26 protein-coding genes are annotated in these 25,864 nt (G+C 68.8%); 14 read left to right on the top strand and 12 right to left on the bottom strand.

What is annotated here, in order from left to right:
- Positions 1 to 81 precede the first annotated feature (81 nt).
- A complete protein-coding gene (locus IE209_RS16490) occupies positions 82 to 468 on the top strand; it encodes a MarR family winged helix-turn-helix transcriptional regulator (protein WP_229882892.1) in 387 nt (128 codons plus the stop codon).
- 1 nt (position 469) lies between these two features.
- Here the strand turns inward: IE209_RS16490 and IE209_RS16495 are convergent, their stop codons facing one another.
- A complete protein-coding gene (locus IE209_RS16495) occupies positions 470 to 1,159 on the bottom strand; it encodes a DUF599 domain-containing protein (protein ID WP_145545937.1) in 690 nt (229 codons plus the stop codon).
- A gap of 21 nt (positions 1,160 to 1,180) precedes the next feature.
- Between IE209_RS16495 and IE209_RS16500 the strand changes: the two genes are divergently transcribed.
- The 7 genes from IE209_RS16500 (at position 1,181) to IE209_RS16530 (ending at position 8,017) form a co-directional block, all read left to right on the top strand.
- Positions 1,181 to 1,939 carry a sulfurtransferase gene (locus tag IE209_RS16500; protein ID WP_189688040.1) on the top strand — a complete coding sequence of 253 codons (759 nt, stop codon included), beginning with the start codon at positions 1,181 to 1,183 and terminating at the stop codon, positions 1,937 to 1,939.
- The gene (locus tag IE209_RS16505; protein WP_189688041.1) at positions 1,939 to 2,628 is read left to right on the top strand and encodes a response regulator transcription factor; all 690 of its coding nucleotides are present in this window, start codon (positions 1,939 to 1,941) and stop codon (positions 2,626 to 2,628) included. The genes IE209_RS16500 and IE209_RS16505 overlap by 1 nt, the downstream gene beginning before the upstream one ends.
- Positions 2,625 to 3,992, top strand: coding sequence for a sensor histidine kinase (locus tag IE209_RS16510; protein ID WP_189688042.1), 1,368 nt, complete (start codon positions 2,625 to 2,627; stop codon positions 3,990 to 3,992). Before IE209_RS16505 ends, IE209_RS16510 begins: the two co-directional genes overlap by 4 nt.
- Positions 3,993 to 4,108: 116 nt before the next feature.
- Positions 4,109 to 4,594 carry a tripartite tricarboxylate transporter TctB family protein gene (locus IE209_RS16515; protein WP_189688043.1) on the top strand — a complete coding sequence of 162 codons (486 nt, stop codon included), beginning with the start codon at positions 4,109 to 4,111 and terminating at the stop codon, positions 4,592 to 4,594.
- A gap of 191 nt (positions 4,595 to 4,785) precedes the next feature.
- Positions 4,786 to 6,297, top strand: coding sequence for a tripartite tricarboxylate transporter permease (locus IE209_RS16520; RefSeq protein WP_189688044.1), 1,512 nt, complete (start codon positions 4,786 to 4,788; stop codon positions 6,295 to 6,297).
- Positions 6,298 to 6,496: 199 nt separating this feature from the next.
- Positions 6,497 to 7,126 (top strand): LysE family translocator, encoded by a 630-nt coding sequence (locus IE209_RS16525; RefSeq protein WP_189688084.1) that lies wholly within the window; start codon positions 6,497 to 6,499, stop codon positions 7,124 to 7,126.
- Between the two features lie 48 nt (positions 7,127 to 7,174).
- A complete protein-coding gene (locus tag IE209_RS16530; RefSeq protein ID WP_189688045.1) occupies positions 7,175 to 8,017 on the top strand; it encodes a PhzF family phenazine biosynthesis protein in 843 nt (280 codons plus the stop codon).
- A 25-nt stretch (positions 8,018 to 8,042) separates the two neighbouring features.
- Here IE209_RS16530 and IE209_RS16535 read toward each other — a convergent pair whose 3' ends face one another.
- The 3 genes from IE209_RS16535 to IE209_RS16545 all read right to left on the bottom strand — a co-directional run bounded on the left by IE209_RS16535 (position 8,043) and on the right by IE209_RS16545 (position 10,148).
- On the bottom strand, positions 8,043 to 8,921 hold the full coding sequence (locus tag IE209_RS16535; RefSeq protein ID WP_189688046.1) for a pirin family protein: 879 nt from the start codon (positions 8,919 to 8,921) through the stop codon (positions 8,043 to 8,045).
- Positions 8,922 to 8,958: 37 nt separating this feature from the next.
- Entirely contained in the window at positions 8,959 to 9,378 is a 420-nt protein-coding gene (locus IE209_RS16540; protein WP_189688047.1) for a DoxX family protein, read from the bottom strand.
- Positions 9,379 to 9,446: 68 nt separating this feature from the next.
- A complete protein-coding gene (locus IE209_RS16545) occupies positions 9,447 to 10,148 on the bottom strand; it encodes a pirin family protein (RefSeq protein WP_189688048.1) in 702 nt (233 codons plus the stop codon).
- 122 nt (positions 10,149 to 10,270) lie between these two features.
- On the opposite strand from IE209_RS16545, the gene IE209_RS16550 reads away from it, so the two are divergent.
- The 6 genes from IE209_RS16550 to IE209_RS16570 all read left to right on the top strand — a co-directional run bounded on the left by IE209_RS16550 (position 10,271) and on the right by IE209_RS16570 (position 17,966).
- Complete coding sequence (locus IE209_RS16550) at positions 10,271 to 11,224, top strand: LysR family transcriptional regulator (protein ID WP_189688049.1); 954 nt, start codon at positions 10,271 to 10,273, stop codon at positions 11,222 to 11,224.
- A gap of 58 nt (positions 11,225 to 11,282) precedes the next feature.
- The gene (locus tag IE209_RS33885) at positions 11,283 to 12,362 is read left to right on the top strand and encodes an NAD(P)/FAD-dependent oxidoreductase (RefSeq protein ID WP_229882904.1); all 1,080 of its coding nucleotides are present in this window, start codon (positions 11,283 to 11,285) and stop codon (positions 12,360 to 12,362) included.
- Complete coding sequence (gene gluQRS / locus IE209_RS33890; RefSeq protein WP_229882893.1) at positions 12,359 to 13,207, top strand: tRNA glutamyl-Q(34) synthetase GluQRS; 849 nt, start codon at positions 12,359 to 12,361, stop codon at positions 13,205 to 13,207. The genes IE209_RS33885 and gluQRS overlap by 4 nt, the downstream gene beginning before the upstream one ends.
- Positions 13,208 to 13,333: 126 nt before the next feature.
- Positions 13,334 to 14,224 carry a flagellin N-terminal helical domain-containing protein gene (locus tag IE209_RS16560; protein WP_189688051.1) on the top strand — a complete coding sequence of 297 codons (891 nt, stop codon included), beginning with the start codon at positions 13,334 to 13,336 and terminating at the stop codon, positions 14,222 to 14,224.
- Between the two features lie 77 nt (positions 14,225 to 14,301).
- Positions 14,302 to 15,261 carry a hypothetical protein gene (locus IE209_RS16565; RefSeq protein ID WP_189688052.1) on the top strand — a complete coding sequence of 320 codons (960 nt, stop codon included), beginning with the start codon at positions 14,302 to 14,304 and terminating at the stop codon, positions 15,259 to 15,261.
- A 134-nt stretch (positions 15,262 to 15,395) separates the two neighbouring features.
- Positions 15,396 to 17,966 carry a sensor domain-containing protein gene (locus tag IE209_RS16570; RefSeq protein WP_189688053.1) on the top strand — a complete coding sequence of 857 codons (2,571 nt, stop codon included), beginning with the start codon at positions 15,396 to 15,398 and terminating at the stop codon, positions 17,964 to 17,966.
- Between the two features lie 56 nt (positions 17,967 to 18,022).
- On the opposite strand, the gene IE209_RS16575 is transcribed toward IE209_RS16570, so the two are convergent.
- The 8 genes from IE209_RS16575 to fliQ form a co-directional block, all read right to left on the bottom strand.
- Positions 18,023 to 18,409, bottom strand: a complete 387-nt coding sequence (locus tag IE209_RS16575; protein ID WP_189688054.1) for a VOC family protein — start codon at positions 18,407 to 18,409, stop codon at positions 18,023 to 18,025.
- Positions 18,410 to 18,748: 339 nt separating this feature from the next.
- The gene (locus IE209_RS16580) at positions 18,749 to 19,168 is read right to left on the bottom strand and encodes a hypothetical protein (RefSeq protein ID WP_189688055.1); all 420 of its coding nucleotides are present in this window, start codon (positions 19,166 to 19,168) and stop codon (positions 18,749 to 18,751) included.
- A 78-nt stretch (positions 19,169 to 19,246) separates the two neighbouring features.
- On the bottom strand, positions 19,247 to 19,888 hold the full coding sequence (locus IE209_RS16585; protein ID WP_189688056.1) for a hypothetical protein: 642 nt from the start codon (positions 19,886 to 19,888) through the stop codon (positions 19,247 to 19,249).
- An 84-nt stretch (positions 19,889 to 19,972) separates the two neighbouring features.
- Positions 19,973 to 20,587 carry a hypothetical protein gene (locus tag IE209_RS16590; RefSeq protein ID WP_189688057.1) on the bottom strand — a complete coding sequence of 205 codons (615 nt, stop codon included), beginning with the start codon at positions 20,585 to 20,587 and terminating at the stop codon, positions 19,973 to 19,975.
- Between the two features lie 832 nt (positions 20,588 to 21,419).
- Entirely contained in the window at positions 21,420 to 23,519 is a 2,100-nt protein-coding gene (locus IE209_RS16595; protein WP_189688058.1) for a flagellar biosynthesis protein FlhA, read from the bottom strand.
- Entirely contained in the window at positions 23,516 to 24,649 is a 1,134-nt protein-coding gene (flhB, locus tag IE209_RS16600) for a flagellar type III secretion system protein FlhB (RefSeq protein ID WP_189688059.1), read from the bottom strand. The genes IE209_RS16595 and flhB overlap by 4 nt, the downstream gene beginning before the upstream one ends.
- Before the next feature lie 162 nt (positions 24,650 to 24,811).
- Positions 24,812 to 25,585 carry a flagellar biosynthetic protein FliR gene (fliR, locus tag IE209_RS16605; RefSeq protein ID WP_189688060.1) on the bottom strand — a complete coding sequence of 258 codons (774 nt, stop codon included), beginning with the start codon at positions 25,583 to 25,585 and terminating at the stop codon, positions 24,812 to 24,814.
- 4 nt (positions 25,586 to 25,589) lie between these two features.
- Positions 25,590 to 25,862 carry a flagellar biosynthesis protein FliQ gene (gene fliQ / locus IE209_RS16610; RefSeq protein ID WP_056668732.1) on the bottom strand — a complete coding sequence of 91 codons (273 nt, stop codon included), beginning with the start codon at positions 25,860 to 25,862 and terminating at the stop codon, positions 25,590 to 25,592.
- Between the last annotated feature and the right edge of the window lie 2 nt (positions 25,863 to 25,864).

A 25,864-nucleotide genomic window follows, 5' to 3' on the forward strand; every position in this document is an offset into this window, starting at 1 on the left:
CGCGAATCAGTTGATAAAGTCAACCGTCACAGCCGGCAAGACCCTGCCGACGACGAGGTTCTCGAGCGGGTGCACCAGGTCATGCACCAGTTCCGCTCGCGGCTGTTCCAGGCCCTGCGCCAGGGGCAGCACGAACTCACGCACATGGAAAGCAAGGTCCTGGGCTTCTTCGCCCGCCGGCCCGGCGCCACGCAGAGCGACCTCGTGCAGCACACGGGCCGCGACAAGGCCCAGCTCGCCCGGCTCATCAAGGGCCTGCGCGAACGTGGCCTGCTGCAGGGCGAGGCCGACGCGGCCGACCGGCGCAACGTGCGGCTGCAGCCCACGGCCGAGGGCCTGGCCATCCAGCGCGCTCTGCGCGAGCAGGCCGACGCACTGGAAAAGCGGGCGGTGGAGGGACTGTCGGAAGACGAGAAGGCCCGGCTGATCGCGCTGCTGCAACGCGTGCAGGACAACCTGGACCGCTGATTCAGTCGCGCAGCACGTGCAGCACCTCGGAGCGGAACTCCCGGGCGTACAGCACCAGCACCACGGCGGCCGTGGCCACGGCGAAGGCCAGCGAGGAGAAGAACCAGGCCGTGGCCGCGAACGACATGTAGTAGGCGCGCACGCCGCCGTTGAAGGTCTCGGCCGCCATGCCCAGCATCTTGCCGGCGCGGTCGGCGAAGTGCTTGCGGTCGAACTTGCCGGCCGAGAAGTCGGCCGGGTCGGGCATGGAGCCGATCACGAGCGCGGCGAAGGTGTACTGCCGCATCGACCAGGTGAAGCGGAAGAAGGCGTAGACGAAGATGCCGGTCAGCAGCATGACCTTGAGGTCGAACACCAGCACCGAGGTGCGCACCGCGAACGGGATCTCGCGCACGAACTCCGAGGCCTTGTCGGTCGCGCCCAGCAGCGCCAGCAGGCCGCCGATGATGATGATGGTGGTCGATGCGAAGAACGAGGGGCTGCTGGACAGGCCCTGCACGATGATGCCGTCCAGCACGCGCGGGTCGCGCGCCGTGGCCTGCTCCATCCAGTAGCGACGGTAGCGGTTGGTGGTCTGCAGCAGCGTGGCCTGCTGGGTGCTGCCCGAGAACCGCGCATAGCCCAGCCACAGGCCGAAGAACCACAGCAGGGCGAGCCAGTCGTACCAGGGCAGAAACTTCAGTGCGGCCATCGGCCTAGGATAATCGCGCCCGTGCCTGCGATCCTGAACATCTCCGCCTACAAATTCGTTCCCCTGCCCGATGCTGCCGAACTGCGCGAGCGGCTGCTGGCCTGTGCCACCGCGCGCGGCCTGAAGGGCACCGTGCTGCTGGCCGAGGAAGGCATCAACCTGTTCGTGGCCGGCCCTGAGGCCGACGTGCGCGCCTTCGTGGCGCTGCTGCATGCGGACGCGCGCTTCGCCGACATCGCACCCAAGGAAAGCTGGTCCGAGGCCCAGCCCTTTCGCAAGATGCTGGTCAAGGTCAAGCGCGAGATCATCCGCATGGACCAGCCGCAGATCCGCCCCGACTTCAGCGCCGATGGCGGCCGCGCGCCGGCCGTGCCGGCCACCACCGTGCGCCGCTGGCTCGATGCGGGCCACGACGACGAGGGCCGCCCGGTCGTCACGCTGGACACGCGCAACGCCTTCGAGGTGGACTGCGGCGCGTTCGAGAACGCGATCGACTGGCGCATCGCCAAGTTCAGCGAGTTCCCGGCCGCGCTGGCCGCGCACCAGGCCGAGCTCGAAGGCAAGACCGTGGTGAGCTACTGCACGGGCGGCATCCGCTGCGAGAAGGCCGCCATGCTCATGCGCGCCGCAGGCCTCAAGCACGTCTACCAGCTTGAAGGCGGCATCCTCAAGTACTTCGAAGAGACCGACGGCAAGCATTACCGCGGCGCTTGCTTCGTCTTCGACGAGCGGCGCGCCGTGGACAGCGCGCTGCAGGCCAAGCCCTCGGCCGCCGCCTGATGTGGCGCTGCCTGGTCATCGAGGACGAGCCCGAACACGCCCGCTACGTCGCCACCGGCCTGCGTGAGCTGGGCCATGCCGTCGTGCACTGCCGCGACGGCGTGACCGGGCTGGCCCGCGCGGTGGAAGAACACTGGGACGTGGTCGTGCTCGACCGCATGCTGCCCGGCGACGTGGACGGCCTGGCCATCCTCGCCACGCTGCGCCGGCTCGGCAAGAAGACGCCCGTGCTGGTGCTCAGCGCACTGTCGGCCGTGGACGAGCGCATCCGCGGCCTCAAGGCCGGCGGCGACGACTATCTGACCAAGCCCTTCGCCTTCTCCGAGCTCGCCGCCCGGCTCGAAGCGTTGGTGCGCCGATCCGGCAGCGCGCCCGAGGTGCGGCACCTGCAGGTGGCCGACCTGCGCATCGACCTCATGACGCGCGGCGTCGAGCGCGGCGGCCAGCCCATCGCGCTGCAGCCGCGCGAGTTCCGATTGCTCGCCTTCCTGGTGTCCAACGCCGGCCAGGTGCTCACGCGCACCATGCTGCTCGAGTCGGTGTGGGACTACCAGTTCGATCCCCAGACCAACGTCATCGACGTGCACATCAACCGCCTGCGCAAGAAGATCGACCATGGCTTCGGTCAGCCGCTGATCCACACCGTGCGCGGCGCCGGCTATCTGCTGTCGGCCAGCCCCGGCCCATGAGCCGCGGCCTGTGGCCCTGGCGCCATTCCGCGGCCTTCCGGCTCGCGCTGGGCTTCGCCGGCATGAGCATGCTGGTCGTGCTCATCACGCTGGCGGTGTTCTACGTCCGCACCGTGGTGCTGCTGGAGCAGCGCACGCTGCGCCAGATCGCCACCACCACGCAGCAGCTGCAGGCGCGCTTCGAGCAGGGCGGCCGCGAAGCCCTGGTGCAGGCCATCGAAGAATCCCTGGGCGACGGCCAGGATTCCGACCGTGAACTGCTGGTGCTGCTGGACGCCGATGGCCACCGCCTGGCCGGCAGCACCCGCTATGCCGACCCGCCGGCCTCGGGCGACGACATCGAGGAGCAGACCCTGCTGCGCAGCGGCCACCCCTCCCCCGGCTACCTGACCACGCGCAAGCTGCCCGACGGCTCGCGCCTGGTGGTCGGCCACGACCGCAGCGAGCAGTTGCAGATGGCCGAACTCGTGGGCGATGCGATCCAGGCCGCCACCTTTCTCGCGCTGCTGCTGGTCGTGGGCGGCACCTACCTGTTCCGCGACGTGCTGGAGCAGCGCATCGGGGCCTTGCGCGCCACCGCGGCGCGGGTCGCGGCCGGCCGCCTGGCCGAGCGCGTGCAACCCGCCGCCCGCGACGACGAGTTCGCGCTGCTGGAGCACGACATCAACCGCATGCTGGACCGCATCGAACACCTGATGCAGGGTGTGCGCCACGTCTCCGACACCATCGCCCACAACCTGCGCACGCCGCTCACGCGCGCGCTGGCGCGCCTGCATGCGGCGCAGCGCCCGGGCACCCCGCCTGCGGCCCTGCAAGACGCCTGCGCCGGTGCCATCGTCGAACTCGAGCAGCTCAACACCGTGTTCCACAAGCTGCTGCAGATCGCCGAGGCCGAGGCCGGGTCGCAACGCCAGCAGTTCACGCCGCAGTCGCTGCGCGCCATCGCAGCCGACGTGGTCGAGCTCTACGCCGCCGTCGCGGAAGACCAGGGCTGCCAGCTGCAGCTCGCGGGCGACGGGCCGGGCCAGGTGCTGGGCGACCGCGACCTGCTGGCCAGCGCCATTGCCAACCTGGTGGACAACGCGCTCAAGTACACGGCGGGCACGCCCGGCGCGCGCGTCGACGTGTCGGTGCGCACACGGGACGGCCAGGTCGAACTCGCGGTGCGCGACAACGGCCCCGGCGTACCGGACGCGGCACTGGCGCGGCTGGGCCAGCGCTTCTTCCGCCTCGACGAACGCCTGCCCGGCACTGGCCTGGGCCTGGCCAGCGTGCGCGCCATCGCCCAGCTGCACCGCGCCGAGCTGCGGTTCGAGGACGCCGCGCCGGGCCTGCGCGCACGGCTGACCCTGGCGCTCAGCTGACCGCGGCGCCCACCTAACCAAACGTTCATCTTCTGGTCATGCACGGGCGCCGGCGGCGTTCCTAGCATCGCCCCGCGCGCCGCCATGGCGCCGTTCCCCACCAGAAGGAGGCAGTTTTGGGAATCAAGAGCCAGAGAGACTTTTATGCCGGCGCGATGTTCAGCGCGTTCGGCGTCGCGTTCGCCTGGGGCGCGACCAACTACACGGTGGGCGACTCGGCCCGCATGGGCCCGGGGTACTTCCCGCTGCTGGTGGGCGTGCTGATCGCCATCCTCGGGTCGCTGATCATGTTCAACGCGACACGCCACGGCGGGCCGGACGGCGACCCGATCGGCAAGGTGGCCTGGCGGCCGCTGGTGTTCATCATCGGCGCCAACCTGGCCTTCGGCGTGCTGCTGGCCGGCCTGCCCTCGCTGGGCATTCCGGCCATGGGCCTGATCGTCGCCATCTACGTGCTGACCTTCATCGCCAGCCTGGCCGGCGACCAGTTCAACGCCAGGAGCGTGGCCATCCTGGCCACCGTGCTGGCGATCGGCAGCTACATCGCGTTCGAACTCGCGCTGAAGCTGAACTTCCAGATCTGGCCCACCTTCCTCGCGTGACATGAACCACCCCCGTTTGACGGCCTCACTCCGTGTGGCCGTCCATCCCCCCAGGGGGCGCCGCCTGCGGCCTGGCAAAGCCAGTTCCGCGGCGTCCGCTGGCATGGCCTGCTCCGCGGCCTTCGGCACCGCTTGTCGCGTGCCGTCGCTTCCATCGTTCCAAGCTGCACGCAGCGCAATCAATCACTGACATGGATCTGATCGACAACCTGGCGACCGGCTTCGGCGTCGCCTTCACGCTGCAGAACCTGGCCTACGCCTTCGTGGGCTGTCTGCTGGGCACGCTGATCGGCGTGCTGCCCGGCATCGGGCCGGTGGCCACCATCGCCATGCTGCTGCCCGCCACCTACGCCCTGCCCCCGGTGGCGGCGCTGATCATGCTGGCCGGCATCTACTACGGTGCGCAGTACGGGGGGTCCACCACGGCCATCCTGGTCAACCTGCCCGGCGAGGCATCCTCGGTGGTGACCGTCATCGACGGCTACCAGATGGCGCGCAAAGGCCGGGCCGGACCGGCGCTGGCCGCGGCGGGTCTGGGCTCGTTCTTCGCGGGCTGCGTGGGCACGCTGATCCTGGCCGGCTTCGCGCCGCCGCTGACCGAGATCGCCTTCAAGTTCGGCCCGGCCGAGTACTTCTCGCTGATGGTGCTGGGCCTGATCGGCGCCGTGGTGCTGGCCTCGGGCTCGCTGCTCAAGGCCATCGCCATGATCCTGCTGGGCCTGGCCTTCGGCCTGGTCGGCACCGACGTCAACTCGGGCGTGGCGCGCTACAGCTTCGACATCCCTGAGATGACCGACGGCATCAGCTTCATCGCCATCGCCATGGGCGTGTTCGGCTACGGCGAGATCATCGCCAACCTGGCCGTACCCTCCAGCGAGCGCGAGGTCTTCACGGCCAAGGTCAAGGGCCTGATGCCGACCAAGGACGACTTCAAGCAGATGACGCCTGCCGTGCTGCGCGGCACGGCGCTGGGCTCGGCCCTGGGCATCCTGCCGGGCGGCGGCGCGCTGCTGTCGGCCTTCGCGTCCTACACCATCGAGAAGCGCACCAAGCTCAAGCCGGGCGAGGTGCCGTTCGGCCAGGGCAACATCCGCGGCGTGGCCGGCCCCGAGTCGGCCAACAACGCCGGCGCGCAAACCTCCTTCATCCCGCTGCTGACGCTGGGCATCCCGCCCAACGCCGTGATGGCGCTGATGGTGGGCGCGATGACCATCCACAACATCCAGCCCGGCCCGCAGGTCATGACCAGCAACCCCGAGCTGTTCTGGGGCCTGATCGCCTCGATGTGGATCGGCAACCTGATGCTGATCATCCTGAACCTGCCGCTGATCGGCGTCTGGATCAAGCTGCTCTCGGTGCCCTACAAGTGGCTGTTCCCGTCCATCGTGCTGTTCTGCGCGGTCGGCGTGTACTCGGAGAACAACAACAGCTTCGAGATCTGGATGGTCGCCATCTTCGGCGTGGTGGGCTATTTGTTCCACAAGCTGGCCTGCGAACCGGCGCCGCTGCTGCTGGGGCTGATCCTGGGGCCCATGATGGAAGAGAACCTGCGCCGCGCGCTGCTGCTCTCGCGGGGCGACTGGAGCGTGCTGGTCACGCGGCCGCTGTCGGCCACGCTGCTGGCGCTGGCGGCGCTGCTGCTGGTCGTGGTGCTGCTGCCCTCGGTCAAGGCCAAGCGCGAGGAAGCCTTCGTCGAGGACTGACGGTCCCCCGTTCCGGGCGCCGGGCGCCGAGCGCCGGCGCTCGCATGGACACCGTCTTCGATGATCCGTGCGCCTGCCTGACGGCAGATGTCCACGATGGCCCGCCTGCGCGCTTCTGGCAGTATCGTTGGCGCCCGTGCCCGCGAGCGGCGATCCTGCCCAGACGCTGGCGTACCGCGACCCGATGGAGTTCAACCGCATGGCCGTCAGCCAGACCGCACTCGTCTACGCCACCTACCTCCTCGCCACTGCCAGCCCGGGGCCGAGCAACATGGCCATCGCGGGCACGGCGATGCGCGACGGCCGCCGTCCCGCGCTGGCGCTGGCGGCCGGCGTGGTCAGCGGCTCCCTGTTCTGGGCCGTCCTCGCGGCAACCGGCGTGTCCGCAGTGCTGGCCGCGCATGCCCAGGCGCTTTGGCTCGTCAAGATGGCCGGCGGCGTCTATCTGCTCTACCTGGCCTGGCGCGCGGGCCGTTCGGCCATGGGCCCGGCCTGCGGCATGCCGGCGCCGCACGCGGACCGCAGGCCGCCACGCGACGGCGCGCTCTACCGCCAGGGCATGCTCATGCACATCGGCAACCCCAAGGCGATCCTGTCCTGGACCGCGATCATCTCCTTGGGCGTCCAGGCGGATGCGCCCGCAGGCGGCTTGCCGGCCATCGTGGGCGGCTGCCTGTGCCTCGGTGTCCTGGTCTTCGGCGGCTACGCCATCGCCTTCTCGACGGCCGCCGTGGTCGCCCTGCACGCGCGGTGGCGACGCTGGATCGAAGGCACGCTCTCGGCGGTGTTCGCACTCGCCGGGCTGCAGCTGCTGTTCGGGCGCCGCTGAGGCGCCGGCTCCGGGGCCACCACCCTCCTCCACCAAGGAAGGACCCACATGACGCAGGCCATCCATTTCGTGGACGTGTTCGGCACCGGCCCGCTGTCGGGCAATCCGCTGGCCGTCGTCACCGGCGCCGATGCCCTCGGCACGGATGACATGCAACGCCTCACGCGCTGGTTCAACCTCTCCGAGACCGCCTTCCTGCTGGCGCCCACGCATCCGCAGGCGCACTACCGGGTCAGGATCTTCACGCTGGACCGCGAGATGCCCTTCGCCGGCCATCCCACGCTGGGCAGCTGCCACGCCTGGCTCGCCGCGCATGGCGCGCCGGCTGGCGATGCAACGGTCGTCCAGCAGTGCGGCGCGGGCCTGGTCCCCGTCCGGCGCGACCAGGGGCGGCTCGCGTTCGCCGCCCCGCCGCTGCTGCGCAGCGGCGCGCCGGCGCCGGCTGCGCTCGACGCGGCGCTGCGCATGCTCGGCATCGGCGCCGCCGAGGTGCTCGATGCGGCCTGGATCGACAACGGGCCCGGCTGGCTGGGCATCCGGCTGGCCTCGGCCGAGCAGGTGCTGGCGCTGGAACCGGCGCGGCGCTGGCCCGAGCGCATCGATGTCGGCGTGGTCGGCCCGCACCCCGCCGGCGCGGACGCGGCTTTCGAGGTGCGCGCCTTCTTCTCCGACCACCTTGGCGCCATCGTCGAAGACCCCGTGACGGGCAGCCTCAACGCGTCGCTGGCGCAGTGGCTGTTCGCCAGCGGCGTGGTGCAGCACGACTATGTCGCGGCGCAGGGCACGCGGCTGGGCCGCCAGGGCCGCATCCACCTGGGCCGCGATGCGGCCGGCCAGGTCTGGGTCGGCGGTGCGACGCGCAGCCACGTCCAGGGCGTGCTGCAGCTCTGATGGCGCGCCGCCGCGCCGGTCTCCTTCAGGCCGTGAAGCGGCGCTCGGGCAAGGGGATGAACTCGGTCTCGCCCGGCACGCGGCCGAAACGGCCGGCCTCCCAGTCGTCGGCGGCCTGCACGATGCTCTCCTTGCGGCTGGCGACGAAGTTCCACCACATGTGGCGGTGGCCCAGCGGCGCGCCGCCGATCACGGCCACGCGCGCGGGCGCCGTGCTGTGGATGGCCACGCCCGCACCGGGCCGCAGCACCGCCAGCTGGCGCGGCGCCACGGCCTCGCCGTCCACGGTCAGCGCATGGTCGACGGCATAGACCGCGAGCTCGGGCGCCAGCGGCGGCAGCACGAAGCTGGTGCCGCCCTTGAGCGACACGTCCAGGTACACGGTCTCGGAGAAGGTGGTCACCGGCGAGACCTTGCCGAAGGCATGGCCGATCAGCACGCGCACCTGCACGCCGTCCACCTCCAGCGCCGGGATGCTCGCGGCCGGCGTGTGCTCGAAGCGGGGCTCGGTGCGCTCGTGCTCCTCCGGCAGCGCCGCCCACAGCTGCAGCCCGTGGTTGACATAGGACTGCTGCGCGAGCCGCGCGGGCCGGCGCTCGGAATGCGCGATGCCGCGGCCGGCCGTCATCCAGTTGATGGCGCCGGGCTGGATCTCCTGCTCCGAGCCCAGGCTGTCGCGGTGGAAGATCGCGCCTTCGAACAGGTAGGTCACGGTGGCCAGGCCGATGTGCGGATGCGGCCGCACATCGTGGTTGTCCTCGGGCCGCTGCTCGGCCGGGCCGAAGTGGTCGAAGAACAGGAAGGGGCCGACGGCCTGGCGCTTGGCCGCCGGCAACAGACGGCGCACGGTGAAGCCGCCTCCGAGGTCCTTGTCGTGTCCGTTCAGCAGCAGTTCGATGGCCATGTGGTCGCTCCCTGGATCGTGGATCGCGCCAGTGTAGTCAGCGCCGGTCCACGCTGAAGCGCCCGGCACCGAAGGCCACGAACGCCAGCAGGCCACCCGTGATCGCCACGTTCTTCATGAACATGAGCTGCTGCACCATGGCCTTGTCGGCCGGCAGCGCCCAGTAGTTGTGGAAGAAGAACGAGGCCGCCAGCGTGAACACCGCCAGCACCGCCGCAGCGAGCCGCGTCTTGAAGCCGACCAGTAGCGCCAGCCCCAGGCCCAGCTCGACCACGATGGCCAGCGCCGCACCCAGCTGCGGCAGCGGCAGCCCGGCCGAGCCGATGTAGCCCACGGTGCCGGCAAAGCCGGTCAGCTTGCCGAAGCCGGCCGGGATGAACAGCACCGCGATCAGGATGCGGCCGATCAGGGCCAGCGCGTCCTGCGCCGGGCTCGGGGGGATGGGATGGGTGCTCATGGCGTACTCCTTGGCAATGGGTCGGGAAGACGGCCCGCGCACCCCACGGCGCGCGGGCCCGCGCAGTATCAGGCCGCCAGGTCGAACACCAGCACCTCGGCATCCTTGCCGTCGGTCAGGCGCACCTGCGACTCACCGGCCAGCAGCGCCGCATCGCCGCCGGACAGGCGCTGGCCGTTGACGGTCAACTCGCCGCGCACCAGGTGCACGTAGCCCTTGCGGGCCGGGTCCAGCGCCAGCGTGGCCGCCTCGGCGCCGTCGAACAGGCCGGCGTACAGCGCCGCATCGGCATGCACCGTGACCGAGCCGTCGGCCCCATCGGGCGAGGCCACCAGCCGCAGCCGGCCCCGCTTGTCGGCGGCATCGAAGTGCTTTTGCTCGTAGCTCGGCGCGATGCCGTTCTTCGCGGGCTCGATCCAGATCTGCAGGAAGTGCGTGGTCTGGTCCGGCGCGTGGTTGAACTCGCTGTGCATCACGCCGGTGCCGGCGCTCATGCGCTGCACGTCGCCGGGCGGGATGCCCTTGACGTTGCCCAGCGTGTCCTTGTGCGCGAGGTTGCCCTGCAGCACATAGCTGATGATCTCCATGTCGCGGTGGCCGTGCGTGCCGAAGCCCTTGCCCGGGGCGACGCGGTCTTCGTTGATCACGCGCAGGTTGCCCCAGCCCATGTGCGCCGGGTCGTAGTAGCCCGCGAACGAGAAGCTGTGGTGGGACTTGAGCCAGCCGTGGTCGGCATGGCCCCGGTCGGCGGATTTGCGCAGTGTCAGCATGGTGGACTCCTTCGGTTCTTCGACGTGCGCCACGAGCGGCGCATGGACAGAACTTTAGGTGGCGTCCATTCAAAGACAATGCACGTGAATTCGCGTCATCGTTCAAACCAACTGAATCGCCCATGCCCAGCCAGACCCCCAGCCCGCGCGACGTGCTGACACCCGACGCCCTGGCCATGCTGCAGGCCATCTCCAGCTCCGGCAGCTTCGCCGCGGCCGCGCGTGTGCTGGGCCTCGTGCCCAGCGCGCTGACCTACCGCGTGCGCCAGATCGAGGACGCGCTGGACGTGCTGCTGTTCGACCGCAGCTCGCGCCAGGCCCGGCTGACCGAGGCCGGCGCCGAGCTCATGCGCGAGGGCCAGCGCCTGCTGCACGAGATCGACGCCGTGGCCAACCGCGTGCGCCGCGTGGCCACGGGCTGGGAGCCGCAGCTCACGCTGGCCGTGGACAGCGTGATCTCGCGCACCACCGTGCTGGACCTGTGCGAGGCCTTCTACGCCATCGCGCCGCCCACGCGGCTGAAGATCCGCGAGGAAGTGCTGTCCGGCACGCTGGAGGCCCTCGTCACCGGCCAGGCCGACCTGGCCATCGGCGTCGTGACCCAGGGCGGCGCGATCCGCGACCTGCAGGTCCGACCGCTGGGCAAGATGCGCTTCGTCTACGCCATGGCCCCGCACCACCCGCTGGCGCAGGCCGACGAACCGCTGCCCGACGCGCTGGTGCAGCAGCACCGCGCCGTGGCCGTGGCTGATTCGGCCCAGCGCGCCAACGTCACGCTGGGCCTCCTGGGCGGGCAGGACGTGCTGACCGTGCCCACCATGCGCGCCAAGCTCGAGGCCCAGCTGCGCGGCCTGGGCTGCGGCTTCCTGCCCGAGAACCTGGCCCGCCCCTACATCGAAACCGGCCGCCTCGTGGCGCGCCGCGTGCAGCAACCCGAGCGCGTGGTCGACGTGGGCTACGCCTGGCATGCCCCCTCCAGCGGCCTGGGCCTGGGCCGCGCCGTGCAATGGTGGCTGCAGCAGCTGGAAAGCCCGGCCACGCGCGCGGCCCTGCTCAATGCACCGCATGCGGGTTGATGCGGGTGTGCCGCCTGCGCGGCGGCCGCTGCCCACCGTGTAGAGTCAGGCCATGAACATGCGCACCCGGCCCACAAGATCCACGACATCTGCCGCGCCTGCGCGGCGCATCGCCGTCATCGGCGCCGGCATGGCCGGCATCGCCTGTGCCCGCACACTGGCCCAGGCCGGCCACGGCGTGCAGGTGTTCGAAGCCAACGCCCTCGCCGGCGGTCGCATGGCCACGGCCGACACCGCGTTCGGCGGCTTCGACCACGGCGCCCAGTACTTCACGGTGCGCGACGGCCGCTTCGCCCAGGCGCTGGAACAGACCGCCAAGCCCCTGTGCAAGCCCTGGAGCGCCAACACGGTGCATGTGCTCGATCCCTACGGCCGTGTGGCCGCCGCCGCGCTGCCCACGGGCGAGCGGCACTGGGTGCCCACGCCCGGCATGCAGGCGCTGCCGGCGCACTGGGCCGCCCCGCTCGCCCCCATCGAATGCGGCACACGCGTGACCGGCATCGCGCCCGACCGTCTGCAGCCGGACCAATGGCAGCTCGCCACCGAAGGCATGCTCGGCACGCCGGACGCGCAGCGCGTGTTCGGAGGCTTCGACGCCGTGGTGCTGGCCGTTCCCAGCACCCAGGCGCTGCAGCTGTTGCGCGCCAGCGGCCTGGCACCCGCGCTGCAGCAGCGCATCGCCGGCGTGAGCGTGGGCCCGTGCTGGACGCTGCTGCTGGCCTTCCCGCAGGCCCAGCAGGCCGGCCTGCCGCACCTGGGCCCGCAGTGGAACGCGGCGCGCAGCACGCACCACCGCATCGCCTGGCTGGCGCGCGAGAACTCCAAGCCGGGCCGCGGCGCCATCGAGCGCTGGACCGTGCAGGCCTCCACCGCCTGGTCGGCCGAGCACCTGCAGGACGAGCCGGCACGCGTGCAGGCCAAGCTGCTGCGCGCTTTCGCCGAAGTCACCGGCATCCGCGCCGAGCCGGCCTTCGCCACGGCCCACCTGTGGCACCAGGCCCAGACCCTGGTGCCGCTGGGCGAGAGCCACGTCTGGGACGAGGCCCTGCGCATCGGCGTGGCCGGCGACTGGTGCCTGGGCCACCGCGTGGAGGACGCCTTCGTCTCGGGCCTGGAGCTGGCGCTGCGGATGGCGTGAGTTATACCGGCCGCTTCGCGCCCTCGCCCACCGGGCCGCTGCACGCCGGATCCCTGGTCGCCGCGCTGGCCAGCTGGCTCGATGCCCGCGCCCACGCGGGCCGCTGGCTGGTGCGCATCGAGGACGTGGACGCGCCGCGTTGCCCGCCCGGCCTGGATGCGCTGATCCTGTCGCAGCTGGCCGCCTGCCAGCTGCTGCCCGACGAGGAGCCCGTCTGGCAATCGCGCCGCGGCGCGCTCTACGAGGCTGCGCTCGACCGGCTCGTGGCCGCCGGCCACGCCTACCCCTGCGCCTGCTCGCGCAGCGAGATCGCCCTGGCGCAGCCGGCCCGGCGCCATGGCGAACTCATCTATCCGGGCACCTGCCGACACGGCCTGCACGGCCGGCCCGCCCGCGCCTGGCGTCTGCGCACCGACCAGGCTGGGCCCGTGGACTGGACGGACCGCCGGCTCGGCCCGCAGCAGCAGGACGTGGAGCAGGCCGTGGGCGACTTCGTGCTGCGCCGCGCCGACGGACTGTGGGCCTACCAGCTCGCCGTGGTGGTGGACGACGCCGACCAGGGCATCACCGACGTGGTGCGCGGCGAAGACCTGGCCGACAACACGCCGCGCCAGCTGCTGCTGCAGCGCGCGCTGGGACTGCCCACGCCGCGCTACCTGCACACCCCGCTGGTGCTGGGCGCCAATGGCGAGAAGCTGTCCAAGCAGAACGGCGCCCAGGCCCTGGACCTGGCCGATCCGGCGGCCGCGCTGCAGGCGGCCGCCCGCATGCTGGGCCTGCCCGAGGCCGCCGGCAGCCCGGCCGAGCGCCTGGCACAGTGGACCGCCGCCTGGCCCTTTCCGTGACGGATTTCACGCCCGGTGCGGGCAGTCCAAAAAACTCGATTTAGTTTTTTTGTGCGGCTGACCGCCTTGTGCAGGTACGGGCGCAACAGTGGCCTGTACCCCATCAACCGCAAGGAGTAAACCACCATGCTGAGCCTGCACACCAACGCAGCATCCCTGTCCGGTCAGAACGCGCTGAACGCGACCAACAAGGCGCTGTCGACCTCGCTGACCCGCCTGTCCACCGGCTACCGCGTCAATTCCGCCATGGACGACGCCGCCGGCCTGCAGATCGCCACCCGCCTGAACGCGCAGACGCGCGGCATGGCCGTGGCCCAGCGCAACGCCCAGAACGGCATCTCCATGATGCAGACGGCGGAAGGCGCGTTCAACGAAGTGACCAACATCCTGCAGCGCATGAAGGATCTGGCAACGGAAGCTGCAACCGCCTCCGCCTCGGAAGCCGACCGCGATGCCATGCAGGCAGAGTTCGACCAGCTGGGCGAAGAGCTGGGCAACATCATGGAGAACACGACGTTCGCCGGCGAGAAGCTGTTCGGCAAGGCGACGACCCCTGATGGCAAGTTCGGCGCGGCCATGACGTTCCAGATCGGTACCACGGCCGACGAAACCATGGACCTGGACATCAGCACCGCGGCTGGCGACTTGAACACCGCACTGGACAGTCTGGTCGCCTCCTTCACTGCCGGTGTCACCGCCGGTACGCCGGGCACCGAGATCGCCGGCACGGACGGTACCGCCGCCAACGGCAAGATCACCGAACTGGCGGACCTGCTGGACGACGTCGGCGCCCTCCGCGCCAGCCTCGGCGCCGCCTCCAATCGCCTGGACCATGTCTACAACAACTTGTCCAACATGAGCATCAACACCGAGGCCGCCCGCGGCCGCATCATGGACGTCGACTACGCCTCCGAGTCGGCCAACATGACCACCAAGCAGATGCTGATGCAGGCCGGCACCTCCATGCTGAAGCAGTCCAACAGCATGTCGCAGCTGGCACTGTCGCTGCTGCAATAAGCGGCCGCACCCTCCCCTGAAGCCAACCGCGATCCGGTTGGCTTTTTCATGCCCGAACGCACCCACCCGTCCCATCCATGAGCCTGGAGCCGGTCTCCGCCGCCAGCCGCGCCGCCGTGGTGCGTGCCGCCGTGTCCGGCCCGCAGGAACGCGCCCCGCCCGACCCGGCGCTGACGCTGCGCCTGGTGCTCGGTTCCGGTGCTGCGGGCGAGAAGCTCGCACGCGGAGAGCATGGACAGGTCTACCGTCTCGGCGGAGGCGACGGATTGCCGCAGTGGCGCGAAGGCCAGACGATGCTGGTGCAGGTGCTGCGCGCCGGCCCGCCCCTGGAAGTGCGCGTGCTCGGCGTGCTGGCGCCCGATGGCAGCGCGGCCGCCGGTCTGCACGAGGGCTGGGATGCCGAGCCGCCTGCCCTGCGTCCCGACCAGGCCGCCATCCTGCGCCTGTCCGCGGCCGCCAACGACACCATGGCGCTGGCCGCCCATTGGCGCCAGCGCACGCTGGCCGCGCTGCAACAGGCGGCCACGCTGGCACCCGCGCACTCCAGCGTGTCCGGTGCCGACATGCCGGCCACGCCGAACGCGGGCGAGGCCGCCCTGCTGCTGCGCGTGCTGCCCTGGCATGGCTGGCCGCTCACGCTGTGGCTGGAGCAGCGGCGCTGGACCGGCGGCCCCAACCGCCGCGCCCGCCGCCGCGCGGCCACGCGCCTGTGCCTGTCGGTGGCGCTGGCGCCCTTGGGCCAGGTCGGCCTGGTGCTGGACGTGCTGGACGTGCAGGTCGGCCTCACGCTGACCGTGGCGGATGCCGCCAGCGTTGCGCCCTTGCGTGCCCAGGTCGGCGCCATCGCCGCGCGCATGGCGCGCGCCGGCCTGCGCCTCATGCGCTGCCATGTGCGCCACGACCCCGGCTTCACCGTGCCCGCCGCGGCCACAACCCTGCCCGCCATCGGCAGCCACGAGCTGCCGCTGGCCCTGTTCCGCGCCGGCACCGAGGCGCTGGAGGCGTTGCGCCGCCACGTCGGCCGCGGCGCCCCATGAACCCTCGGGCTGCGCCAGACCCCGCCCCGCAAGGCCCTGCAGTGGCATCGCATAACATCACAACACAAAAGTTGCCGTCACGACCGCCGCCCTGGCAACGCCTGGCGGCGGTGCCGGCACCAGCGGGAGGTGCGATGGACCACGGGGCAGGCCGGAACCCTGCTGCGCAGCAGCTGGCGCAGCTGCGTGCCCTGGACGATGTGATGGCCATTGCCGAATTCGCACCCGACGGCACGCTGCGCCGCGCCAACGCGCACTACCTGGCCCTGCTGGGCTGCACGGCCGACGTGGCCGTGGGCAGCCACCACAGCCGCTGGTGCACGCCCGCCACGGCCGCCAGCGCCGACTACGCCGCGCTGTGGCAGGCGCTGCGGCGTGGCCAGGCCCAGGCCGGTCCGCTCGAGCGCGAGTGCATGGACGGCAGCAGCTGCTGGCTGCAATCCACCTACGCCCCCGTGCTGGACGCCGACGGCCAGGTGACCGAGGTGCTGGAAGTGGCAGCCGACGTGACCGAACGCCTGCTGCGCGAGCGCGCCGATGCGGCCCACCTGCGCCGCCTCTCGCTGGCCACGGACACCACCGACGCGGCCATCGTCGTGACCGATGCGCAGGCCCGCATCCTCTACGTCAACGCGGGCTTCACGCGGCTGCTGGGCTGGCGTGCCGACGAGGTGGCGGGCCAGGACGCGGTGGCCTGGCTGCTGTCCAACCAGGATGCCGTGGCCATCGAGGCCTTTCGGGCCACGCTGCGCAGCGGCCGGCCGGTCGAGCGCGAGCGCATCGCGCTGGGCAAGGACGGGCAAAGCCACTGGGTCAAGGTCATCAGCCATCCGATCTTCGACGAGCTGGACGGCCGGCGCTACACGGTTTCCGTCTACACCGACATCACGCAGGCCAAGGTCCACGCCGCGCTGCAGCACCGCGTGCTGGAGGCCATGGCCCGCGACCGGCCGCTGGCCGAGGTGCTGGAGCTGATCTGCCGCCAGGTGGAGCACCTAGCGCCCGAGGTCAGCGCCAGCATCCTGGAGGTGGACGAGCAAGGTCGCATGCACCCGCTGGCCGCGCCCAGCCTGCCGGCCGACTACTCGCGCCAGCTCGACGGCCTGGCCATCGGCCCCATCGGCGGCTCCTGCGGCACGGCCGCCTGGCGCAACGCGCCCGTGATGGTGGACGACATCGCCACCGACCCGCTGTGGGCGCCCTACCGCGAGCTGGTCCTGCCGCTGGGCTTCACGGGCTGCTGGTCGACCCCCATCCGCAACAGCCAGGGCGGCGTGCTGGGCACCTTCGCCTTCTACTTCCGCCAGCCGCGCAACCAGGCCAGCGCGGCCTTCCACCAGCGCCTGGTGGACAGCTGCACCAACCTGTGCGCGCTGGCGCTGCAGCGCGAACGCACCCGCCAGCACATCCGCCAGCTGGCCTTCTACGACAGCCTGACCGGCCTGCCCAACCGCAGCCTGCTTCACGCCCGGGCCGACCAGGCCATCGCCGCGGCCGCGCGCAGCCGCGAGACGCTGGCCGTGCTGTTCGTCGACCTGGACCGCTTCAAGCAAATCAACGACTCGCTCGGCCACCCGGCCGGCGACGCCGTGCTGCGCCATGCCGCCACCCAGCTGCAGCTGGAGCTGCGCGCCTCGGACATCGCCGGCCGGCTGTCGGGCGACGAGTTCGTCGTCGTGCTGCCGCAGTGCGACGCCGGCCACGCGGCCGAGATCGCCGCGCGGCTGCAGGCCCTGCTGGCCGTGCCGCTGGCCGTGGGCGGCTCCATGCTGTCGGTCACGGCCAGCGTGGGCGTGGCCATGTTCCCGGAGGACGGCCGCACCATGGACGCGCTGCTGCAGCGCGCCGACATGGCCATGTACCAGGCCAAGACCGGCGGCCGCGGGCGCTTCTGCTTCTTCAGTGCCGGCATGAACGACGTGGTGCAGCAGCGCATGGCGCTCGAAACCGCGCTGCGCCAGGCCATGGGCACTGCGCAGATGCAGTTGCACTACCAGCCGCAGATCGACATGGCCAGCGGCCGCTTGCACGGCGTGGAGGCGCTGGCGCGCTGGACCCATCCCGTGCTGGGCGAGATCGAGCCGGCGCGCTTCATCCCGCTGGCCGAGGACTGCGGCCTCGTCGCCGAGATCGGCCACTGGGCGCTGCGCGAAGCCTGCCGCCAGCTCGCCCAGTGGCGCAGCGAGGGGCTGGCCGTCCCTTCTGTCTCGGTCAACCTCTCGCCCACCAGCTTCCACGACCGCGAACTGGCGCGCAGCATCGCGCAGACGCTGGCACAGCACGCACTGGCGCCCCAGGATCTGCTGCTGGAGCTGACCGAGAGCGTGCTGCTGGACGCCCATCCCAGCACGCTGGAGACCATCGCCGAGGTGCGCGCGCTGGGCGTGCGCATGTCCATGGACGACTTCGGCACGGGCTATTCGAGCCTGAGCTACCTGCGCCGGTTGCCGGTGGACGAGATCAAGCTGGACAGGAGCTTCGTGGCCGACCTGGAGAGCGACGGCGCGGCGCGCGCGCTGAGCAACGCGATTTTGGAGATCGGGCGCAGCCTCAAGCTCACGGTGGTGGCCGAAGGCGTGGAAACGGCAGCGCAGGATTCGCTGCTCAGGGCCCAGGGGTACGGGGTGGCGCAGGGGTATTTGGTGGCGCGGCCGATGGCGGGGGAGGCGCTGGGCCGCTGGCTGGCAGGCGCGGCACAGCGTTGATGGCTGCGGGGCCCCGCATTAGCGCCCCGCCGTCCCAGGGGGCCGGTGACCAGGCCCTACCCGGGTGCGTGGCAAACGGCCTCGATGTTATGGCCGTCCGGGTCGAGCACGAAGGCGCCGTAGTAGTTCGGGTGGTAATGCGGCCGGATGCCGGGCGCCCCGTTGTCGCGGCCACCCGCCGCGATGGCTGCGGCGTAGAAGGCGTCGACCACGGCACGCGACGCCGCGCGGAAAGCGATGTGGATCGGCGGCTGGTTGGGATGGCCGGCGCTGATCCAGAACTCCGGCTTGGGCGGCTCGCCGAAGCCCGCCGTGTCGGTGTGGCCCGTGACGGCCGCTGACAGTTCCATGACCATGGCGTAGCCCAGCGGGGCCAGAGCCGATGTGTAGAAGGACTTGCTGCGGGCGAAGTCGCTGACGGTGATGCCGGTGTGGTCGATCATGGGGTTGGTCAGGCGTTGATGTTGGTTGGTAACGTGGCCGTCCAAACTGCGATGCGCAGTTCAGTTCTTTTTGTGGGGGGGATACCAACCCCCGATATCCTGCCGATGTGAGATGGACTGCTCTTTGCAGAGTGCACCCCAGCCTCTTTCGAGCTGAACCATTGCGGCCTTGTCTTCTCGGAGCTGATCGGCCGCTTTTGAATGCTCGCACCACGAAGTCTTCGCTGCTGGCGAGAACAATTCCATGGTCACCGCGCTTCGAGAGGACACATTGCGAATCTCTCGCCTCCTCCTTGAGACCAGCTCTGGCATTCCGAGAAAACAACGGCTTTGGCCTGCTCAGCGTCTATCACAAGCCCGCTCTTTTGAAAGCTGCTTGGCCGTGCGCATCGCGAGAATACAAACCGCAATAGCTAAGACATTGAGATTGAAGTGACGAGGCGGAGAGTGCCATCCCCATCCAATCTTCAATGAAAAGGGACCGATAAACGAAACGAAAAACACCTCAGAGAAGTACTCGAAACACTGAACAAGAAATGTTGCGAAGAGGAGCCAGAAGGCCCAGGGCTGTGCCTTTAGACCGTAGAACCCGGCGACTAGGCTACCAATGCCGAGAGCAAAAAATATTGCCATCCCAGGCGTCCGCAATGAATGTGCCGTCAGCATAGGGAGCAATATTGGCGTTGCCACGGTCAAAGCACCAGTCACTATGCTGAACCATGCGAGTGCTTTAGAAGACTTGCTAAGCGGCGTGCTCATTCTTGAATGCCCAACATTTGACATGGGCGGCGTCTAAAAGCGCGCAGCGCGCTTTTGAATGTCCGCCCGATAGAAAGGCTAGCTTTCATTCGGTTCGTCGGCAGCCCATAGCAAGAAGCGCTTGAATTCTCGCAAGTCGGCTTGTTTCGTCTGCAACATGCCAAGGACCATCGCGGAGAAATACATAGTGACAAGCAACCCAAGCAAGGTATAGACAATGTACTTCGCTTGCCATTGACCTGCAGCGGCTCCAAGAACTGACAGAAGCGTTCCGATCAGAACTGCCATGAGTGGATGGGACGAGATCGCGTTCTGCGAATCGGTCTCGATGTGCCTGCCCAGGAAGTCGATTGCGTCACCTATGTCGCCTACGTAGGGTCCGCTCTGCAGACGACTGCGGAACTCTAGGTATCGTAGATACTGATAGTCTCGTTGGAAGTAGTTGATCCGCTCCGGGTAGAGCCTATATTCCTCGGCGAACACCGATCTGCGCGCACGATCGAAGCAGAACCCCCACGCGCATGCCGACAAGAGCATCGCGGCAAAGTGAGCCCCCATCGGGCGGTAGTAGAACTGGCTGACTGCAAACACAAGAAAGCCGAGTACCCCTATCCACAGGCCCACCTTCCATCCGAAAGTGGCGCGTTTGTAGATCTGTCTCGCGACCCATGATCGAGAGACAGTCCGATAGATTCGGTAGAGGCGAAGGAAACTGTCCATGGAACCTAACGTGGAGGTGACCGGGGCCCAACCGGGCCGAGCGCCGCGAGCGTACGAAGTTGAATGTCCGCGTCCACAGCCATGTTAGCCCCCTGCCTCGTCGGACGATGCCGTGCCCTGCGCCGGATGAGACGTTGGATAGCCGTTTGCATTGTCTGGGCCGCTAGTGACCATTTCTAACCACCGACGACTCATATACCCCCCATTCTGCACTCTGTGCCTCGTAAGATCGATCAGGCCACCTGGAAAGCGGATCCCGAAATTGATCTCGCCGATCTTGCTCGCCATCTCGCCCAGGAAGTCCGCAGAGAAGCGGGAAGTTATAATCTCCTGCTTCCTGATCCGAACTGTCCGGATCTCGATTGGATTAACGGATTTCCAATGCCACATTCCATGTGCAATGGCATCGCGCGCGTCCTTGAGCTTTCTTATCTCCTCAAACTGTTGCTGCAGAACCTTTCCGCGCTTTCCGCGGAGGGGTATTGCCACTCTTTCATTCCATAGTTCGAGCACCCCCGAGAACTGCAGGTTGTTCATTTCTTTGGGCAGAACTGGAATCTCAGTTGAAAATTTATCCGGCTCAAAGGTGCTTAACGTCTGTAAGAAAATCTCGTGCTCGAGCGCACCCCACTGAACGAAGATCGCCCCAATGAAGTAAATTTCTCGTTCGGAAAGCTCAGAGTCCCAAAGATGCTTCATGGCACGTCCTAGATGCGATTCGGTGGCAGTCCAGAGCTAACGTGCAAGCTCAGCGGGCGGCGAAGCCGTCCGATGCAGCGGAATGTTAGGCAACATACGCACGCCCTTTCTCCTGTGATTTTGCCAAGACTACCTGATCTTGCCTAAGCACCTTTGCCACAGTAGGCCGGCCAACTCCCGGCAATAGGTACGAATCGAAGTCAAACGCCGGATACATATTCCATGGAAAAAGGCCATGGTAAGCAGACAGGAATCTCTCGACGAGTCCCCATGAAGCATGCTCTACATGGACGCTGCCAGTCGCAACAAGGCGCTGATTTGGACATGCCTGTTGTTCGACAACGAGTGGAAGGTGCCCTACGAATCCCCAGTGCCCACCCGTTACCACGGTTCGCCAAGTGGCAAGCACCGAAATCGGAACGTACCCGCTGGAGGGACAGACAAGAACTGAACCTGAAGGAGTTCGCGTATCGAGCAGCGCAAAGTCGATTCCGTGTGATTGAACTGGAGCCACAGCTTGAGCAAATGCAAAGCTGCCATCGCAAAGAGGCACAGCGAACACATCGCCTGGAGCCCATTTCAGCCTTCTCTTGAACGCACCTTTGCTCATGTTGTCTAACTTGTTGTATCACGCACGCCAACGCGAGATATCACAGCCGCCGTCGTGATATCACGCCCGCGGCTCAACACGTAAGTTATTGATTTCATGCCAATTCCTCGTGTCCAACCAGAACGGCAACCCTACTAAAAAATCCGACAAAACCCGCGCCAGTTACAAATCCCACCCCTGGGATCTTCCCCAGTCTTGCGGATGCCGGCTTCCGGCGCGCCGCTACCCCACCGTCCCCACAATACTCACCTCCCGCTGCTCCGGAATCTCGTTGTACGAGAGCACCGCCAGTCCCGGCGCGAACAGCCGCGCATAGCGCGCCAGCAATGGCCGGATCTGCGGCATCACCAGCAGCAGCGGCGGCGCCGCCTGCTGCTTCATCTGGTCCCGCGCCAGCGGCATGTGGGTCTGCAGTTGCGACAGCAGGTTCGGGTCCACCGGGAAGTTGTCCAGCGCCACCTTGGCCCCGCCCTGCCGCGCCTGGTTCAAGGCCCCCAGCAGCATGTTCTCCAGGTCGCCCGTGAGGCTGAACACCTGCAGCTCGCTGCGCTGGCCGGCCAGCTGCTCGACGATCTGGCGGCGCACGGCGCAGCGCACCTCGGCCGCCAGCAGGATCGGGTCCTTGGTGGTCTCCGAGGTTTCCAGCAGGCTGGTGGCGATGGGCACGATGTCCTTGAGCGAGACGTTCTCGGCCAGCAGCGTGCGGAACACCTTGAGCAGCTGCACATGCGTCATGGCCTTGCCCAGCGCTTCGGCCAGGCGCGGCGCCTGGCCGGCCAGGCGCTCCATGATCTCGCCGGCGTCCTCGTGGTTGAAGAGTTCGGGCAGGTTCTCGCGCAGCAGCTTGCTCACGTGCGTGGCGATCACGCTGGGGCCGTCCACCACCTGGTAGCCCAGGCCCAGCGCATGGGCCTTCTGGTCGGGTTCGATCCAGACCACCGCCAGGCCATAGGCCGGGTCCACGCCCGGCGCGCCGTCGATCTGGCCGTACAGGTTGGGCGATGGCACGGCCATGAGCCGGTCGGCCTGCAGCTCGGCACGCGCCAGCACGCTGCCGCGCAGCAGCACCTGGTATTGCGTGGGCTTGAGGCCCAGGTCGTCGCGCACGCTCACGGGCGGCAGCAGCACGCCCAGGCTTTCGCTCATGGTCTGGCGCAGGCCCTGCAGGCGCTTGACCAGCGGCGCGCCCTGCCCCTGGTCCATCATGGCCACGAGCCGGTAGCCCAGGGTCACGGTCAACGCGTCCACGCGCGGCAGGCTGCGCCAGTCCAGCTCGGCCGGCGGCTCGGCGGTCAGCAGCGCGGCGCCCAGCGCGCCCGCGTCGGCGCCTTCCTTGGGCCGGGCCTGGCGCTTGGCCAGGCGCCAGGCCACATAGGTCAGCACCGCGGCAAAACCGATGAAGCTGGCCCAGGGCATGCCCGGGATCAGGCCCAGCACCAGCATCAGCGCGGCCGCGCTGTACAAGGCCTGCGGCGAAGCCAGCAATTGCTGGCCGATCTGCGTCTGCAGGTCGCCCGTGTCGCTCACGCGCGTGACCACGATGGCCGCAGCGGACGACAGCAGCAGCGCCGGGATCTGCGCCACCAGGCCGTCGCCGATGGTCAGCAGCGCGTACTGGCGGAAGGCCTCGCCGAAGCTCAGGTCGTGCATCAGCGCGCCGATGGCCACGCCGCCCACCATGTTGATCAAAAGGATCAGGATGCCGGCAATCGCATCGCCGCGCACGAACTTGCTGGCGCCGTCCATGGCGCCGTAGAAGTCGGCCTCGGAGGCGACTTCGCGCCGGCGCTGCTGCGCCTTCTCCTGGTTGATCAAACCGGCGTTGAGGTCGGCGTCGATGGCCATCTGCTTGCCGGGCAATGCGTCCAGCGTGAAGCGCGCCGAGACCTCGGAGATGCGCTCGGCGCCCTTGGTCACCACGATGAAGTTGATGATCATGAGGATCACGAACACCACCAGGCCCACCACGAAGTTGCCGCCGATCACCACGTTGCCAAAGGATTCGATCACCTGGCCGGCCGCGTGCGTGCCCTCGTGGCCGTTCAGCAGCACCACGCGCGTGGAGGCCACGGTCAGCGCCAGCCGCAGCAGCGTGGTCGCCAGGATGATGGTCGGGAAGCTCGAGAAGTCCAGCGGCCGCTGCACCGACACCGCCACCAGGATCACGATCATCGCCAGCACGATGTTGAACGTGAACAGCACGTCCAGCGCCAGCGGCGGCAGCGGCAGGATGATCATGGCCAGCAGGGCCAGCACTAGCACGGGGGCGAGGGACCGCGTGCGGCGCAGCGCGGCGAGCAGGTCGGCGAGGGTCAGCTTCATGGCGTATCGAGCGAATCAGGAATGGGCAGCTGCTGCGGCAAGCCCGGGGGATGCGGCCGCCGGCCGGCCTGGAAGGCCTTGAGCTGCAGCACGTAGTTCAGCACCAGAGCCACGGCCGCGTACAGCGCCACGGGGATCTGCTGCTGCACCTGGCTGGTCTTGTAGATGGCGCGGGCCAGCGGCGGCTGGCGCACCACTTCCACGCCATGCGTGCGCGCGAGCTGGCGGATGTACAGCGCCATCTCGTCCACGCCCTTGGCCAGCACGAAGGGCGCCTGGGCGCGCTGCTCGTCGTACTTGAGCGCCACGGCGTAGTGCTCGGGGTTGACGATGACCACGTCGGCCTGCGGCACGGTCTTGTTCAGGCCGCGCCGCGCCATCTGCAGCTGCAGCTGGCGGATGCGGCTCTTCACCTCGGGCCGGCCTTCGGTGCTCTTGTGCTCTTCCTTCACGTCCTGCTTGCTCATGCGCTGGCCGCGCAGGAAGAAGAACAACTGCACCGGCAGGTCGATGAAGGCGAACAGCACGAACACCAGCACCATGGCCGTCACGCCCGAGAGCAGCAGGCCCACGCCCTGGGCGATGGCCTCGGGCAGCGGCAGACCCTGCAGCCGCAGGAACTGCTGTGCGCTGCCGGTGCACACGAACCACAGCACCACGCACAGCAGCACGGCCTTGGCGATGGACGCGGCCACGCCCGCCAGGTGCTTGCCCGAGAACAGCCTGGCGAGGTTGCTGACCGGGTTCAACCGCTCCAGCTTGGGCTGCAGGTTCTCCACCGACATGGCCCAGCCACCGGGCAGCAGCGAGGCCACGAGCAGCAGCACCGGCACCAGCAGCAAGGGCGCCACCATGCGCACCGTGAGCCAGCCCGCGTCGCGGAACAGCGTGGACCAGGTGCCTTCCATGGCGCCCGTGCCGGCCAGGTCGGCCAACCCGCCCGAGAACAGCCGGCGCATGTCCTGCAGCCAGCCCGGCGCCAGCCAGTAGGCCAGGCTCAGGCTGGCCACGATGCCCACGGCCGTCACCGCGTCCTTGGAGCGCGCGGCCTGGCCCTGCTGGCGCACCTTGCGCAGCTTGTGCGGTGTGGCCTTCTCGCTCTTGTCGGCGGACGAACTACCTTGTTCCATTTCCACCTCGGGAACACGATCGCGACCGCGGCTGAGCAGTCGTGCCGAAGGCCGCGGAGCAGGCCATGCCAGCAACATCCGCGGGACTGGCTCTGCCAGACCGCAGGATGTGCCCCCGGAAGGGGGTTGGCGGAGCGCGTAGCGCGCAGACTGGGGGAGAGCTCATCTCGCTCCGAAGGTCTGTTCGAGCATCAGCAGCACCTGCCGCGTCATGCGCAGGTAATGCTCGGGGATGAAGCGCACCAGCATGGCCAGCATGAACAGGCCGAAGATCGTGATCACGGAAAAGCCCAGCGCGAACAGGTTGAGCTGCGGCGCCACGCGCGCGAGGAAGCCGAAGCCCATCTGCACCACCATGGTCGCGAACACCATGGGCAGCGCCAGCAGCAGCGCGGCCGAGAACACCCAGCTCACGTTGAAGGCCACGGCCCGCAGCGCGCCCATGCGCAGCCCGCCGCCCACGGGCCACAGCGTGAAGCTCTTGCCGATCACCTGCACCAGCACCAGGTGGCCGTCGATGGAGAAGAACACCAGGATGCCCAGGATGGACAGCAGGCTGGACACCACGTCGGACGACACGCCCGACAGCGGGTCGTTCATGAGCGCCATGGCCAGCCCCATCTGCGAAGACACCATGTAGCCCAGCACCAGCAGCACCGACATCACGAAGTGCAGTGCCAGCCCCAGCACCACGCCGATGGCCACCTGCTCGGCCGTGGCCGCCAGCGCGTGCAGCGAGAACGCTTCGATCGGCACGGCCGGCGCCGCCACCGGCAGCAAGATGGTGGCCAGCACCATGGCCAGCAGCACGCGCACCGTGAGCGGCACGGAGGTGTCGCCGACGATGGGCGCCGCGCTCAGCATGGCCAGCACCCGCACGAAGGGCCACCACCAGGCCGACAGCTCGGCCAGCAATGTGGTGAAGACGCCTTCCAAGGGCCTACCCCACGAGCGCCGCCGCGCGGCGGAACACCTCGACGCAGAAATCCATGAGCTGCGAGGCCATCCAGCCCCCCGTCAGGATGATGGCCAGCAGCGTGACCAACAGGCGCGGCAGGAAGCTCAGCGTCTGCTCGTTGATCTGCGTGGCGGCCTGGAAGATGCCGACGACGAAGCCCACGATCAGCCCCGGCAGCACCAGCACGGCCACCAGCAGCATCACGAGCTTGAGGCTGGCGCTGACCAGATCGACCGCGACATCGGGCGTGAGCATGC

The sequence above is a fragment of the Pseudorhodoferax aquiterrae genome (assembly GCF_014652235.1).
Lineage (GTDB): Bacteria > Pseudomonadota > Gammaproteobacteria > Burkholderiales > Burkholderiaceae_C > Pseudorhodoferax > Pseudorhodoferax aquiterrae.